General features: G+C 32.6%; 11 protein-coding genes. 6 read left to right on the forward strand and 5 right to left on the reverse strand.

The window, feature by feature from the left end; translation table 11 throughout:
• Positions 1-152 precede the first annotated feature (152 nt).
• The 4 genes from CN514_RS05215 to treR all read left to right on the forward strand — a co-directional run bounded on the left by CN514_RS05215 (position 153) and on the right by treR (position 5,833).
• Complete coding sequence (locus tag CN514_RS05215; RefSeq protein WP_098231692.1) at positions 153-1,364, forward strand: ROK family transcriptional regulator; 1,212 nt, start codon at positions 153-155, stop codon at positions 1,362-1,364.
• 555 nt (positions 1,365-1,919) lie between these two features.
• Positions 1,920-3,338 (forward strand): PTS system trehalose-specific EIIBC component, encoded by a 1,419-nt coding sequence (gene treP, locus CN514_RS05220; protein ID WP_098231693.1) that lies wholly within the window; start codon positions 1,920-1,922, stop codon positions 3,336-3,338.
• A gap of 69 nt (positions 3,339-3,407) precedes the next feature.
• Positions 3,408-5,084: an alpha,alpha-phosphotrehalase gene (gene treC / locus CN514_RS05225; RefSeq protein WP_098231694.1), complete on the forward strand. Its 1,677-nt coding sequence runs from the start codon at positions 3,408-3,410 to the stop codon at positions 5,082-5,084.
• A 23-nt stretch (positions 5,085-5,107) separates the two neighbouring features.
• Positions 5,108-5,833: a trehalose operon repressor gene (gene treR, locus CN514_RS05230; RefSeq protein ID WP_098231695.1), complete on the forward strand. Its 726-nt coding sequence runs from the start codon at positions 5,108-5,110 to the stop codon at positions 5,831-5,833.
• Between the two features lie 282 nt (positions 5,834-6,115).
• On the opposite strand, the gene CN514_RS05235 is transcribed toward treR, so the two are convergent.
• Positions 6,116-7,000, reverse strand: a complete 885-nt coding sequence (locus CN514_RS05235) for an acyltransferase (RefSeq protein ID WP_098231696.1) — start codon at positions 6,998-7,000, stop codon at positions 6,116-6,118.
• A 402-nt stretch (positions 7,001-7,402) separates the two neighbouring features.
• Here CN514_RS05235 and CN514_RS05240 point away from each other — a divergent pair, with 402 nt between their 5' ends.
• On the forward strand, positions 7,403-8,599 hold the full coding sequence (locus tag CN514_RS05240; RefSeq protein WP_098231704.1) for a class I SAM-dependent rRNA methyltransferase: 1,197 nt from the start codon (positions 7,403-7,405) through the stop codon (positions 8,597-8,599).
• A gap of 37 nt (positions 8,600-8,636) precedes the next feature.
• Here CN514_RS05240 and pepT read toward each other — a convergent pair whose 3' ends face one another.
• The 3 genes from pepT to CN514_RS25540 all read right to left on the reverse strand — a co-directional run bounded on the left by pepT (position 8,637) and on the right by CN514_RS25540 (position 12,347).
• The gene (gene pepT, locus CN514_RS05245) at positions 8,637-9,878 is read right to left on the reverse strand and encodes a peptidase T (RefSeq protein WP_098231697.1); all 1,242 of its coding nucleotides are present in this window, start codon (positions 9,876-9,878) and stop codon (positions 8,637-8,639) included.
• A gap of 117 nt (positions 9,879-9,995) precedes the next feature.
• Entirely contained in the window at positions 9,996-10,631 is a 636-nt protein-coding gene (locus tag CN514_RS05250) for a lysoplasmalogenase (RefSeq protein WP_098231698.1), read from the reverse strand.
• A 132-nt stretch (positions 10,632-10,763) separates the two neighbouring features.
• Entirely contained in the window at positions 10,764-12,347 is a 1,584-nt protein-coding gene (locus CN514_RS25540; RefSeq protein WP_176525802.1) for a L,D-transpeptidase, read from the reverse strand.
• A gap of 346 nt (positions 12,348-12,693) precedes the next feature.
• On the opposite strand from CN514_RS25540, the gene CN514_RS05260 reads away from it, so the two are divergent.
• The gene (locus CN514_RS05260; protein ID WP_098231699.1) at positions 12,694-14,874 is read left to right on the forward strand and encodes a DNA topoisomerase III; all 2,181 of its coding nucleotides are present in this window, start codon (positions 12,694-12,696) and stop codon (positions 14,872-14,874) included.
• A 37-nt stretch (positions 14,875-14,911) separates the two neighbouring features.
• Here the strand turns inward: CN514_RS05260 and CN514_RS05265 are convergent, their stop codons facing one another.
• Positions 14,912-15,409 (reverse strand): precorrin-2 dehydrogenase/sirohydrochlorin ferrochelatase family protein, encoded by a 498-nt coding sequence (locus CN514_RS05265; RefSeq protein WP_098231700.1) that lies wholly within the window; start codon positions 15,407-15,409, stop codon positions 14,912-14,914.
• Positions 15,410-15,668: the final 259 nt, after the last annotated feature.

The raw sequence follows: 15,668 nt of genomic DNA on the forward strand, positions 1-15,668 counted from the left end.
ACTTGTAAACAGACTAAAAATCATTTTGGTAAAAAGTCTGTGTTTTTTTATCAAAAAAAGCTGTAAATATAGTGTATAAATAGCTATACTTAATTCATAAAATATAAAAAGTTGAGTGAAAGTAAAATAAGATTAGCGTTTTGGAGGAGTCAATGATCAGGCAATTTATAGGCTTTCAGTCGCCTAAAATCAAAAGTTTAAAGCTTTTATATAGCTTAATACGAAAATTAGGGCCAATTAAAGTTAGTACATTAACTGAAATGACAGGGTATAAGCATACTACTTGTGTTCGGTTATTAGATGAATTAGTACAGGAAGGACTTATATACGACAGTGGTTTAGGGGTTTCTAGCGGTGGAAGGAGACCAGCAATGTATGTGATTAACCCAACTACATTCTACTTAATCGGTGTCGAAATCACGAATTTATTTACAACAGTACTACTGCTTGACTTAAATCTAACAATTGTCGAATCAAAAAAGTTAAAAATGAGCAACGCGAGTACTGGAGAATATACTTTAAATTTTGTAACCAAAAGTGTAAGTGAATTATTAGATCAAAATAAGATTAATAAAGAACAATTATTAGGTATTGGTATTGGAGTGTTGGACCCAATTGATCAAGAGAAGGGCGTAATAAAATCGGGATCATTTTTAGCAGATGGCTGGGACGATTTAAATATTGTTAGGCAGTTAGAAGAAGCTAATAATTGCCCTGTATTACTAAATAACGGTACAAATTTAGCTGCTCTAGCAGAGTATAGACTAAATTTCAGTAAAGAAAACGAAAGTATTGTTTTTGTTTCGAGTGATATGGGAATACGTTGTGGAATTATTCAACAAGGTAAATTAATAAGTAATAAGAACGAAATGAACGATGCTTTTGGACATATGATCGTTGATATTCATGGAAAACTTTGTTCATGTGGTTCATATGGTTGTCTACAAGCGTACAGTAGTTTACCTGCGATTCGAGAAGAGGTGATCAAACGTGTTAAGCGCGGCGAGATTAGTTCTTTGATGTGTGAAGTAAACGATGTCGAAAATATTAGCTATCATCAAATTCTTGAAGCTTTAGAGAAGGAAGACCCACTTTGTTTAGAGGTCATAAAAAAGGCGGCTAATTACTTTGGAATTGGACTAACTAATCTTATTTATATCGTACGCCCTGATATTGTAATTTGTGGAGGTACATTAGTTCCAAAGCCATTATTCTTTGATGTAGCATGCGAAACAGCACAAGGAAGATTGAAAAGTTATCCAAACAGTCCTGTTCAAATCATAAAATCATCAACAGCGTATAACATCGTTGCACAAGGAGCTGGATGTATCGTATTTGATCACTTTACAGAGGAAACTATGTAATAAAAGCTAAAAACCGTTAATGCTCTACCTGGGAACAGATAGAGCATTAACGGTTTTTTTATATGTTTAAATAAATGAAATCTTGATAAATATGGGTTAGCAATCATACCGTTTTCATCGTGGTAAAACTTTTATGGCAATCATTAATTTACTGATTAATTCCTCAATATGATTTATGGCACATTCAAAAATAAATAGCATAAACCCTTCCTGATTTCTTATAGTACCTTTTCGGTATGTCTTAAATCGCGAAATAAAGTATAGTCTGCTATTACTTGGTTATAGTAATTTTCACTTAGTTGAAGGCAGTAGTTTTAAATTGAGGCCAAGCACTTAGGTTTGAGACATTAAACTGCTTATTCGGAAGATATGCGCTATTAGTCTAATAAAGTTTATTAGTAATAATTTGACTATCGATTTCCATGGAAATTAATAAGGAGTGAGAACGTTTACAAAAAAACGCTTGCAATCCTGTACGTACAAGAATATACTAATCTTGTACGTACAGGATGGATTTATAAAATATATATATAGATTGCTCGAGGAGGGGATATCATGAGCCGATTTAGTGATGAAGCAAAACAATTACTTCAGTACATTGGTGGTAAAGAAAACATCGCTACAGTAACTCATTGTGCAACACGAATGCGTTTTGTGCTGAAAGACGTTAAAAAAGCTGATGAAAAAATGATTCAAGAAATTAAAATAGTTAAAGGAACTTTTACGCAAGCCGGGCAATTTCAAGTAATTATCGGTAATGAAGTATCTATTTTTTATAATGAATTTGTAAAATTAGCTGGGGTAGAGGAAACGTCAAAAGATGAAGCTAAAATAGCTGCAAGGCAAAATATGACATGGATTCAAAGAATACTTGCTCACTTAGCGGAAATCTTTTCACCATTAATTCCAGCTATTGTTGTAGGGGGTCTAATCTTAGGATTCCGTAACATAATTGGGGATATTAAACTATTAGATCATGGTACTAAAACACTTGTCGAAACCTCTCAATTTTGGGCAGGTACACATTCCTTTTTATGGTTGATTGGTGAAGCCATTTTTCATTTCTTACCAGTTGGTATAACATGGTCAATTACAAAGAAAATGGGTACGACTCAAATTCTAGGGATTGTTTTAGGTATTACACTTGTTTCACCACAACTACTAAATGCATACGCAGTAGCAGGCGGGGCTGTGCCGCCAGTTTGGGACTTTGGTTTTGCTAAAATCGATATGATTGGTTATCAAGCGCAAGTTATTCCAGCTATTTTAGCCGGTTTCACTTTAGCGATTTTAGAGACAAATATTCGAAAAATCGTTCCAAGTGCAATTTCCATGATTGTGGTACCGTTCTTTGCACTAGTACCAACAGTGTTAATTGCACATATAGTATTAGGTCCGATTGGTTGGAAAATCGGTTCAGTTATCTCACATTTAGTTTATTCAGGATTAACGTCTTCATTTGGATGGTTATTTGCCTTAGTTTTTGGATTCTTCTATGCACCACTAGTTATAACTGGATTGCATCATATGACAAACGCAATCGATCTTCAACTAATGAGTCAGCTTCACGGAACGAATCTGTGGCCGATGATCGCTTTATCAAATATCGCACAAGGCTCAGCTGTTTTAGCAATCATTTATTTAAATAGAAAGAATGAAGAAGAAAAACAAGTATCAATTCCTGCCGCTATCTCTTGTTTCTTAGGGGTAACAGAGCCAGCAATGTTTGGTATTAACTTAAAGTATGCATATCCATTCTTAGCTGCTATGATCGGCTCTGGTATAGCTGCTATTGTTTCAGTTGGTACAGGTGTAATGGCGAATTCAATTGGTGTTGGAGGTCTTCCAGCAATTTTATCTATTCAGCCTAAACATATTGGAATGTTTTCAATCGCTATGCTAGTTGCAGTTGTTGTCCCATTCATTTTAACGATTATCTTTAACAAGAAAAAACTGCTAGTGAAAAACTCATAATTATTTAAGGGGAAGGAAATTTATTTTCCTTCCTTTCGAATTTATTTATAAATCAAGGAGATTATCAAAATGAAGGATTTTAAGAACAGTGTCGTATACCAAATTTATCCTAAGTCTTTTTATGATTCAAATGGAGATGGTTTTGGAGACTTAAGAGGAGTTACAAAAAAGCTTGATTATTTAAAAGAATTAGGTGTTGACTACATTTGGCTTACTCCATTTTATGTATCTCCTCAAAATGATAATGGTTATGATGTCGCGGACTATCGAAATATTGATCCAGCATACGGAACAATGGAAGATATTGATGAATTGGTGAAGGCTGCGAAACGTTGTGATATAGAAATAATGCTGGATATGGTATTTAATCATACTTCATCAGAACATGAGTGGTTTAAGAAAGCCCTTGATGGTGATAAAAAATATAAAAATTATTATATTTTTAGAGAAGAAAAGGACGGAAAAGAGCCAACGAATTGGATCTCCAAATTTGGTGGTTCAACTTGGGAAAAAGTTGAGAATTCAAATGAGTATTATCTGCATCTCTTTGATAAAACCCAACCAGATTTAAACTGGGAAAATGATGAGGTACAAAACGAAATATTCGATATCGTTAATTTCTGGATTGATAAAGGAGTAAAAGGATTTCGTTTGGATGTTATTAATCTGATTTCTAAGCCAGAAGTTATGGTTGATGACGAAACAGGTGACGGCAGAAAATACTATACAGACGGACCTCGAATTCATGAGTATTTAAAGAAATTAAATAATGAGACGTTTGGTAAGAACGAAGAAATCATTACTGTCGGTGAAATGTCTTCAACTTCAATCGACCATTGTATTCGATATTCAAATCCGTCTGAGAATGAGTTATCGATGGTTTTTAGCTTTCATCATTTAAAAATTGACTATAAAGATGGGCAAAAATGGTCATTAATGGATTTTGATTTTATGTCACTTAAGTCAATTCTGGATCAGTGGCAAAAAGGTATGCAATCTGGAAATGGATGGAACGCCTTATTTTGGTGTAACCATGACCAACCGCGTATTGTTTCACGAATTGGAAACGATCAAAAGTATCATAAAGAATCAGCCAAAATGCTTGCTACTTCAATGCATTTATTAAGGGGAACTCCATATATTTACCAAGGTGAAGAAATTGGAATGCCTAATCCTAGATTTGATTCAATTGAAGACTATCGAGATGTAGAAAGCTTAAATTATTATAAAATATTAAAAGAAAATGGGGTTCCCGAAAGAGAAATATTAGCCATTTTAAAGAGCAAATCAAGGGATAATTCACGTACGCCAATGCAATGGAATGATTCAATACATGCAGGATTTACAACTGGGACACCTTGGATTTCAACAGGAAAAGATTACGAACAAATAAATGTCGAAAAGTCTCTAGTTGATGAAGATTCAGTGTTTCATCATTATAAAAAACTAATTAAATTAAGAAAAGAATTCGACATTATTTCAAAAGGTACGTATGATTCTTTATTGCTAAATCATGAACAAATCTTTGCATACACTCGTAAGTTAGGTAATCAAATGTTGTTAGTCGTTAATAATTTTTATGGCGAAGATACACTTTTTAAATTACCAGAAGATATTGCTATTGGGGAGTACAACAAACAGGTATTAATTTCAAATTATAATGATTTTAGTCAGGATTTAACCGAATTTACGTTGCGCCCATATGAGTCTATTTGTTACCTTCTTGAGAAAAATGTGAGAATATAATAAAATTTTTCTAGGTGATGAAAATGAACGCAAAGTATATTTCGATCTATCATAAGTTAATTGAACAGATTGAAAAAGGGGCTTTTACTGTTGGTAGTAAAATACCTTCTGAAAAGTCATTAATGGAGCAATTTGATGTTTCTAGAGATACAATTAGAAAATCATTACAAATGCTTGAGCAAAACGGTTATATAAATAAAGTCAAAGGTAAAGGTTCGTTTATTTTAGACACTGCAAAATTAAATTTCCCGGTAACAGGTTTAATTAGTTTTAAAGAATTATCAAACCAAATCGGTAGAGAAGCAGAAACGATTGTAGAAATTCTTGAAAAGAAGTTGCCTAGTAAGTTTATAAGAGAACAACTAGAAATAGATGACCAAACAGCGATTTGGAAAGTAGTTAGAGCTCGAAAAATCGATGGAAAAAAAATAATTTTAGACAAAGAGTATTACAATAGTGCATATGTCGAAAAACTTTCAAGGTCAATTTGCGAAGGGTCAATATTTGACTATATAGAAAATACTCTACACTTAAATATTGGCTTTGCAAAAAAAGAAATTGTAGTACAAGCTTGCACAGAAGATGACCAAAAATATTTAGATTTAGATGGCTATGATATGGTAGTAGTTGTAAATACTTTCGTCTATTTAGACGATGGTTCTCTATTACAATACGGTCAATCTAGACATCGCCCTGATAAGTTCAAATTTGTTGACTTTGCTCGAAGAATTCAACAGGTTAATGAATGAAGTTAAAGCCTTATTCAATTTAGACTGCACCCCTTAAAGTTGATGTAGAAGAAACCCTGTGTTTTGGAAACATCACCTTTAAGGGGTGTTTTTTAAGGCAAAAATTTTACGTGGTTAGTTCCATCTAATTATGTAAAAAGAAATATAGAAAAATGGCTTAATAGGACAACATGAAAAAAAGAGCTATTTCCAAGAAAATAACTCAGCCTTTTACATTTCTATTTTAAGGTTCGTGACTATTGTGGGCTTTACTTTTCTCTTATTAAACCAAAGTGTGCGACTTTACTTCTTTAACAGTAAATACTTATATACATTCTTTTTAATTCTCTCTACAAGACTCTGCTTAACAATAGTTTTTCCTATGAAAAAACGGTTCTTGTTTCGGTTCATCTGCAAGTTCTCTAATAGAAAATCAAGTTTTTCTGAAACCAACTTAAATTCTGTTAATGATTTTTCAATTGAAGAAAATGGGAGCGCCTCATTCTGATTATATGAATAAATAAATTCGTCACTCTCAAAAACATCATGACTTTGTGTTTCTGATTCTGTAAACGCATGTACGCTGTCACTAGTATAAAAAATCGATTCTCCAATTTTTCTTGCTGGATTGCCCGCATATGAAGAATTAGATTCAATTTTTTTCCCACTAACTAATGACATGCCTCCGATAATACTACCTGAACCAATTTGAGTTCCTTTTAAAATGAACGCATGTTGACCAATCCAAACATGATCGCCAATATAAATGCTTTTACTTGGGTTAACTCTTTTCTTCGTGAAAGAATCATAAATTAGATGAGGGTCCGCTGTTCTAAACCAACAGTCAAATGAAAATAAACAACCTTCTCCTAAAATAACATTTTTTTGTTCTGAAATAATTATATTTAACTTGTTGTTAAAATAATTATCTCTTCCAAAAAATAATACGGAATTATTGTAAACAATTGCATTGAGTATATAATTAAACCTATTTTTACAAAGAAAAATAATTGTGTCATTTCCATTAAACTCAATATTACTATTTACTAAATGAACATTTTCATTATCACAATATAAAAGATTTCCTTTTCCTCTAAATATTATTTTTGAATTTGTTAGTTTAGGGTTCCCTATTATATTATTCTCTTTTAAGTCCTCTATTTGTGTTGTTTCATTAATAATTTCCATAATGTATTCCCTTTCACTTTGAACAAGATTTGTTCTGACCTAAATCATTTGGCGCTTACTTTAGTATTGCCACTTATACAACAACATCAAAAGGTATTCAAGATAGTAATATTAAAATAACTAGCAGAGTAAATCACTAAGACTTTAAATGAAAGAGATGATTTTATGCATCAAATTTAAAGACTACTATCATTCTTGCTAAGAAAAAGAGAGATTAAGTTATTTGCTTGTTTGTCATGTTATAATAAAAGACTTGATAGCAGTTGTGCGTGAAATGGCTTTAGCGGTTATTTCATAGAAAAGATTTTATATTACCACAATCTGCAGTTTTGTCTAACAGGTCACACTATAATAATTGATTATGGAAATAATGAGTAAAAAAGAGAATGAATGGATGGGCTTATGGATAAAGAAATGAATCTAAAAATTAAACAAAAGTTTGTAAAAGATTATAAAAACGGGTATCCACTAATTTCAAAAGAATCGATCGTGAATAGTAAAGATTTCATTAATGAAGGAACAATAATTAATCTAGTAGATGAACGTAATGGTTTTATTGGAAAGGGTTATTACGGAAAGCAAAATAAAGGTTTAGGGTGGATTCTTAGCCTGAAGGAGCATGAAAAGATTGGTCCTAAGTTCTTTGAAGATAAAATTAAACAAGCAATCGAAGACCGAAAACATTTTTATAATAGCTCTGATACGACAGCGTTTAGAGTATTTAATGGAGAAGGCGATGGGATCGGTGGATTAACAATCGATTTTTTTGATGGATTTTATTTGATTAGTTGGTATAGCGAAGGAATCTATCAATTCAAAGATTGGGTTATTCAAGCAATAAAGAATATTGTCGAATTCAAAGGGATTTATCAGAAAAAGCGCTTTGATACAAAAGGTCAGTACATTGAAGACGATGACTTTGTGATGGGGGAAAGAGGTCAATTTCCTATTATCGTAAAGGAAAATGGAGTTAATTTCGCAATTTATTTAAATGATGGCGCAATGGTAGGCGTATTTTTGGATCAGCGTGAAGTTAGAAAACTAATTCGAGATAAATATGCTTACGAAAAAACAGTTTTAAATACCTTCTCCTATACAGGGGCATTCTCAGTCTTTGCAGCAGCTGGAGGGGCAAGTAAGACTACTAGTGTTGACTTAGCAAATAGGAGTTTAGAAAAAACAAAAGAACAATTTAAAATTAATGGAATCGATCCTGCTACCGAGAGTATAGTCGTTGAGGATGTATTTCATTACTTTAAATATGCAGTTAAAAAGAACCTTTCATTTGATATGGTTATTTTAGATCCACCAAGCTTTGCAAGATCTAAAAAACATACTTTTAGTGCCGAAAAGGATTATAAGAACCTGCTGAAAGAAGCGATTACGATTACAGAAAATGATGGTGTAATTGTTGCTTCAACGAACTGTAGTACTTTTGGAATGAATAAATTTAAAGGGTTTATTGACACAGCGTTTAAAGAATTAGGCGGGCAATATAAATTAATGGAGGAATTCAGCCTACCTAATGATTTTAAAACAACTAAACAGTTTAAAGAAGGTAACTATTTAAAGGTCGTATTTATTCGTAAAATTAAGTAAAAAAATGGACTGACAGAAAGATGTCAGTCCTACTTTTTTACTTTGAAGTCTCTTTTTGTTCATATAATTTGATTACTTCAATCATAACATTCGTTGCTTTAACCATATTGTCAATTGAGATGTATTCAAATTTACCGTGGTAGTTTTCTCCGCCTGTAAAAATATTTGGAGTAGGTAGTCCCATATATGAAAGCTGTGAGCCATCTGTACCCCCACGAATTGGTTCTACAATTGGTGTAATTTCTAGGTTTGTCATTGCCTCGTGAGCAATATCAACAACCTCTTTAACAGGTAAGATTTTCTCACCCATATTATAGTACTGGTCTTTTAACTCTAAAATAATACTGTTTTCACCATGTTTTTCTTTTATTTGATTCACAATATTCGACAATGTCTCTTTTCGATTAGCAAATTTTGTTTTATCATGATCTCTAATAATGTAATGCATTTTTGTTAACTCTACATCACCTTCAATTGATACTAGATGATAAAAGCCTTCGTAACCTTCAGTTGATTCTGGCGCTTCTTCTACAGGTAATAAATTATTTATTTCCATGGCAATTTTCATAGAATTTATCATTTTACCTTTAGCAGTACCTGGGTGCACATTTTTACCTTTTACTGTAATCATTGCACCTGCAGCATTAAAGCTCTCGTATTGAAGCTCTCCTAGTGGACCACCGTCCATTGTGTAAGCATATTTAGCATCAAATGCTTTTACATCAAATTTATGTGGGCCTCTACCGATCTCTTCATCTGGTGTAAATGCGACTCTTATTTTGCCGTGTTTGATTTCAGGATGTTGAACTAAATACTCCATCGCAGTCATAATTTCAGCAATACCAGCCTTATTATCTGCACCAAGTAATGTTGTTCCATCAGTTGTCATTAATGTATGACCTACATATTTACTTAACTCTGGTGAATGACTTGGAGATAATACAACATTTAAACTTTCATTTAAAACGATGTCGTTTCCATCATAGTTTTCAACTAGCTGAGGGTTAACGTTTTTTCCTGTAAAGTCTGTCGCTGTGTCTAAATGTGCTAAAAATCCAATTGTCGGAATATCTTTGTCGGAATTTGCCGGAAGTGTAGCCATTACATAACCATTGTCATCCATTGTTACGTCAACTAATCCAATTTTGTTTAACTCTTCCACTAGCATGCGGCCCAAAATTAATTGGCCAGGTGTAGAAGGGCATGTTTCACTACTTGCATTTGATTGTGTATCAACTTTTGCATAACTAATTAAACGATTAATTAATTCATTTTTCATATGAAAATCTCCTTTTTTACATTTCATAATCCGTATGTAATGCGCTTTCATTTTTTGTTTTTAATGAAGAGAGGCTATATTTACATTGTAGTTCTTTCTTTATTTGAAAGTAAAATATTACGCAACTCTATTTCTATTTAAAATGCTTTTAGCGATTAAAAACTGTGCGGAGTAGTAGGTGATCATGATTAATTCGTGACCAAATTTAACGCTTTCTACAAATAGGTCCCACGATAAGATCGAATCTGAAATGATAAATAATAGGCTCCCCAAAATTGCCCATTTGTTTCCAGTCATTATGGCAGTAAACACCATCATTGAAATTGCTACTGAATAGGCTATTACCGGAATAACTAAATTTTCCTGACCACTTTCGTTTAAAGAGCTTACTAAATTAGAGCATAGAAAATACGCATAAACTGCAATTGGAATAATCGATAGTACGCGATAAATTGAAAATTTCCATCCTGATATAAAACCGGTAGCGTAAAACAAATGCCCAATTAGAAAAGCACTTAAACCGATAACAAACCATATTAACGTTCCGTCACCAATCATACAAAAAATAAGACCTAAAAGTATAAGAGCGCGATATTTAGTTGATTGATAAGGGATTTGTGAAAAGGCATAAGTGATAATCAACACCATTGGAATTAGCTTAAATAATATTTTTATGCTTACAGGCTCTGAAGGAATAAAAAAGATATAGAGAATACCAAAAAACAAAATAAGTATAGGTAGATACCTCTTCAAAATAAAATTACCCCTTTCTAACTATTTCCTTTTTACTAAATATTATCAGTGAAAAGTGAAAAGAATGCTTTTAGAAAAACGAAAGAACAATCTATTAAACTATAAAAAAAGCAAACCGAGAAGGTTTGCTTTTTACGCGATCGCTATTCCATATGAGTGAGCAATCTGCCCATTAGTACTAGAAGATTTTGCAATTATAACTGTCGTTCCAACATTTATTTGATCGAATAACCATTCAATCTCACTGTTATGCATTCGAATACAGCCGTGACTAACTGATTTACCAATTGAGCTCTCATTAGCATTTCCGTGTATTCCATATGAGTTTCCAGGGGAACTACCCATACTTAAGCCCATCCATCTTTTACCTAGTGGATTATTTGGAGCTCCGCCAGGAATATTTTCCTTATACCAAGGTCTATTTTTAATTTTGTTTAAGATTTTAAACTTTCCAGTAGGGGTAGGAGAGGAGGCTTTTCCTGTTGCTACACTAAATGTTTTTACTAGTTTTCCCTTGTTGTAATATGAAAGTTTATTTGTTTTTGTATTAACAATAATTAGCTGCCCATTCGAAAGAGGTTGGGAGCTCTTTGCCTCAGTAAATGAAGGCTTACTTTGGTTTCCAGCAGTGTCAATTGACTGTACTTTTATAGGAGTAAATACTTTTAATTTACTGACCTTAAAACTATAACTACCATTCTTTGTTGCAGCCGTTTTAGCTGTATATTTACCGTTTAGATACAGTTTAACAGAAGCATTTGGTTCGGTTTTTCCACTAATGATAGTGGCATTTTCTTTAACTGTTTGGATTGTAGGTGCAGCAGGTGCAGTACGATCTAACACACGAATTGAAACAGGTTTACTTTGATTTTTACTCTTATCAACTGCAACGACTTGAAGTACTGTGTTTGCCTTTTGCTTCGCCATTTTAATAGTAAACTTACCTGCCGAGTTAACTTTACCTTTTGCTAATACTTTCTTATTTAAGTAAATGAGAACATCAGCGTTCGGTTCCGATTTACCTGATATGCTTTGTGATTGATCTGATATTGAAGGTATGGAAGTGATAGAAGGTGCGATTACATCTGAAACATATGATGTAGCAGTTTTACTTTTTAATCCAATTGAAACACCAACTGCATTTATTTTAGTAAATTCTTTTAGAGGTTTAGTATTGAATTTAAAATTGCCTTTTGTATCCGTTTGTACAGTGCTTACAAGTTTATTATTGTTGAATAGTTGAAGGCTACTGTTTGCTAAAAAGGTTCCTGTAATGGATGTAGATTTATTTGTAATTGGGTTAATTTTTGGAGTTGGTAAATCTTTAATCATAAATTTAATAGTCTGGTCTGAAACGGCTAGAGTTTGGTCATCTAGTGTAACTGAACTTAGTTGATAAGTACCTTTTATAAAAGAAGCTGTAACACCTATTTTTCCAGCATAGTAAAGATCAGAAGACGATGGGTTTTTTAGTAATACTTCCGTTAAATTAGTCCCGTTTTTAAATGTGAGAGTTACATTGTTGAAATGTTCTTTAGTCGTTAATCCAACTTCAATAGATTGTCCAAATGTGGCTTCAGTAGTGTTTAAATTTAGATTATCTATATAATTTGATAACTCATCATCACTAAAACTTTGCGAAAAAGAAGTCGCGTTGGCTGTGGGTAATAGGAATAAAAATACCCCTAAAATTACAGATACAATCTTATTAATCATTGTCTCTCTCCTTATATATGGAATTAATTACTAAATTTGCCATATAGAGAGTGAATTCCTTTGTTTTCTTAGTAAAATAAAACGTCAATTTTCAGCAAAAAAAGAACATTTGTTGAAAAAACAGGAAGAACAGGGAATATAGTAAAATTAGGTAGAATAAAAGAGAAAATAGAAATTTTGTAGAATTAATGTATTTTTTAAAATGTTATATTCATATAACTTGTTCTCGATCTCTAATCCTGTAATTTAAGTTTTCCTTGATTATATTCCGTTCACTTCCCTTTCCCCTGTTCTTAGTGTTAAAGTTAGTAAATAAGAAAATTGTAAATAAACTAAGGAGTATGATATGAGCAAAACAGTAGTATTAGCGGAAAAGCCTTCAGTTGCTAGAGATATAGCTAAAGTGCTAGGGTGCAATCAAAAAGGTAATGGTTTTTTAGAAGGTAAAAAGTATATTGTGACCTGGGCATTAGGGCATCTTGTAACTTTGGCTGATCCTGAAGGATATGATAATAAATATAAGTCATGGAATTTAGAAGATTTACCAATGATTCCAGATAAATTAAAGCTTGTTGTTATTAAAAAGACAGGCAAGCAGTTCCAAGCTGTAAAAACTCAATTATTAAGAAAAGATGTTTCAGATATCGTTATTGCAACGGATGCAGGGCGAGAAGGTGAGCTTGTTGCAAGATGGATACTTCAATTGGCAAAGGTTAATAAACCAATTAAAAGACTGTGGATTTCTTCTGCAACAGATCAGGCAGTAAAAAAGGGTTTTGAAAATTTACGTAATGGTAAGGAATATGAAAATTTATATCTTTCTGCTGTAGCAAGAGCTGAGGCAGATTGGATCGTGGGGATTAATGCAACAAGAGCACTTACTTGTAAGCATAATGCTCAACTTTCATGTGGTAGGGTTCAAACTCCGACACTTTCGATGATTCTAGAGCGTGAAAAGGAAATAAAAGAATTTAAGCAACAAACTTATTACGGTTTACAAGTATTAGCAAATAATGTAACCTTTACGTGGCAAAATCGTAAGTCGAATGACCAAAAAATTAAAACGTCCGATGAATTACAAAAAATTATTGGAGCGATAAAAGGAAAACAGCTAAAGATTAAGGAAGTTTCGACTGCTGAAAAAAAATCTTTTGCTCCGCAACTTTATGATTTAACTGAGCTCCAAAGAGAGGCGAATAAACGATTTAACTTTTCACCTAAAGAAACCTTATCCATCATGCAAAAGCTATATGAGCACCATAAAGTTGTTACGTATCCGCGAACTGATTCTAGATACTTATCATCAGATTTAGTTGATACATTAAAGGAACGTTTATTAGCATGTAACATCAAACCTTATGGAAAAATCATTATGAAGTTAACGAATCAACCGATTAAAGTAAATAAATCATTTGTAGATGATAATAAGGTTTCAGATCACCATGCGATTATACCAACAGAGCAGGCACCTATAATAAGTGAACTTTCTTCAAAAGAATTTAAAATATATGATTTAATCGTAAGAAGATTTTTAGCAGTTTTACTACCTCCGTATGTATATGAACAAGAAAAAGTTATCGCAGAAATTGAGAATGAGATGTTTGTTGCGAAAGGTAAAAGGGTCATATCACTGGGATGGAAAGAAGTCTTTAAAGACGAAGACGATCTTGATAGTACAGAGGATCAACGATTACCAGTTATTAATGAGAATGAGCGTATTGAAGTAGCTAAAGTTATTGAAACTAAAGGGCATACGAAACCACCAGCATACTTTAATGAAGCCACACTTTTAAGTGCGATGGAAAATCCAGTCCATTTTATGTCTGGTAATAGTAATGATTTGAAGAAGACAATAGGCGAAACAGGTGGATTGGGAACAGTTGCAACAAGAGCGGATATTATTGAAAAACTTTTCAGTAGCTTTTTAATAGAAAAAAAGGGAAAAGATATTTTCATCACAAATAAAGGCAAGCAATTATTAAACCTTGTTCCAGAAGCCTTGAAGTCACCTGCCTTAACAGCCGAGTGGGAGCAGAAGCTTCAAGCCATCTCCAAAGGTAAATTAGCTAAATCAAAATTTATGAGTGAAATGATTAGTTTTTCTTCAGATGCTGTGAAAGAAATAAAACAAACTGAACAAAAATTTAAGCATGATAACATGACTAGCACTAAATGTCCCGACTGCGGAAAGCTTATGTTAGAAGTAAATGGTAAACGTGGAAAAATGTTAGTTTGTCAGGACAGGGAATGTGGTCATCGTAAAACAATTTCACAGTCAACTAACACGAGATGTCCTAACTGTTTCAAACGTTTAGAGCTAAGAGGCGAAGGAGAAGGTCAAATTTTTGTATGTGCATGTGGGCATAGAGAAAAACTTTCTACTTTTAAAGATCGACGTTCGAAAGAAAAAAATAGTAAAGTTTCTAAACGAGATGTTCAAAAATATTTAAAGCAACAGAACAAACAAGAGGATGAACCATTTAATAACCCATTTGCAGAAGCCTTAGCTAAGTTGAAAAAACAATAAAGGCAGACACTCTGTACTTCTAACCAGTCATATGAGTTTACTCTATGACTGGTTTTTTTCGTTCAATTGCATATTCATCCACGACTTCACTATAATGATCGTCAAAATAAGTATCTAGTTCCTTTTTTATCTTTTTTGATAGGACTGGACTTTTACCTGAAGTTGAGACTGATACAATAAGGTCTCCTCTACGAACCACTGCCGGTGTATGGAAATCACTATTATTTTGATCACTTACATCATTAAACCATTGGAAATCTGATGTACAATCTTTGACGAATTTATTTATATTTTTATCGTCTGTAGCAGCAATAACAATGTGAGCTCCAGTTAGATCAGCCTTTTCAAAATACTTTTTTATCCATTTTATTGTAGGTAACTGTTTAAATTCAACACATAGTTGAGGGCTAATAATCGTAATTTGTGCACCACTTTTTATAAATGCTTTTGCTTTTCGAAAAGCGATTTTTCCTCCACCGATGATTGTAATCTTTTTGTTTTGAAGTGAGAAAACTAATGGAATCATTTCAGTCATCTAATCGCTCCTATCTATAAATTGTTTATGGACAAATATTTATGCATCTTCATTTTATCATATGTATTGCCACTTTTTAGAACTAGCTAATTAATGATTCATTAGAGGTTTTTCATGTCTTTTATTGTAAAAATGATACAGTTTTGTTAATAATTCAATAAAAGTTCATCTTTTCTTTCGCATAAAAGTATTTTTTCTGTTAGGATAATTAGTATTATTTTTTCTGAAAAGATAATGATAAGACTGGAATCTAAATTAA

The organism is Bacillus sp. AFS001701 (assembly GCF_002559405.1).
Taxonomy (GTDB): Bacteria; Bacillota; Bacilli; order Bacillales; family Bacillaceae_G; genus Gottfriedia.

What these genes read in the sequence shown, in the direction of transcription:
- CN514_RS05215 (WP_098231692.1), top strand. Translation starts at nt 153, where the DNA reads ATGATCAGGCAATTTATAGGCTTTCAGTCGCCTAAAATCAAAAGTTTA.
- treP (WP_098231693.1), top strand. Translation starts at nt 1,920, where the DNA reads ATGAGCCGATTTAGTGATGAAGCAAAACAATTACTTCAGTACATTGGT.
- treC (WP_098231694.1), top strand. Translation starts at nt 3,408, where the DNA reads ATGAAGGATTTTAAGAACAGTGTCGTATACCAAATTTATCCTAAGTCT.
- treR (WP_098231695.1), top strand. Translation starts at nt 5,108, where the DNA reads ATGAACGCAAAGTATATTTCGATCTATCATAAGTTAATTGAACAGATT.
- CN514_RS05235 (WP_098231696.1), bottom strand. Translation starts at nt 7,000, where the DNA reads ATGGAAATTATTAATGAAACAACACAAATAGAGGACTTAAAAGAGAAT.
- CN514_RS05240 (WP_098231704.1), top strand. Translation starts at nt 7,403, where the DNA reads ATGGATAAAGAAATGAATCTAAAAATTAAACAAAAGTTTGTAAAAGAT.
- pepT (WP_098231697.1), bottom strand. Translation starts at nt 9,878, where the DNA reads ATGAAAAATGAATTAATTAATCGTTTAATTAGTTATGCAAAAGTTGAT.
- CN514_RS25540 (WP_176525802.1), bottom strand. Translation starts at nt 12,347, where the DNA reads ATGATTAATAAGATTGTATCTGTAATTTTAGGGGTATTTTTATTCCTA.
- CN514_RS05260 (WP_098231699.1), top strand. Translation starts at nt 12,694, where the DNA reads ATGAGCAAAACAGTAGTATTAGCGGAAAAGCCTTCAGTTGCTAGAGAT.
- CN514_RS05265 (WP_098231700.1), bottom strand. Translation starts at nt 15,409, where the DNA reads ATGACTGAAATGATTCCATTAGTTTTCTCACTTCAAAACAAAAAGATT.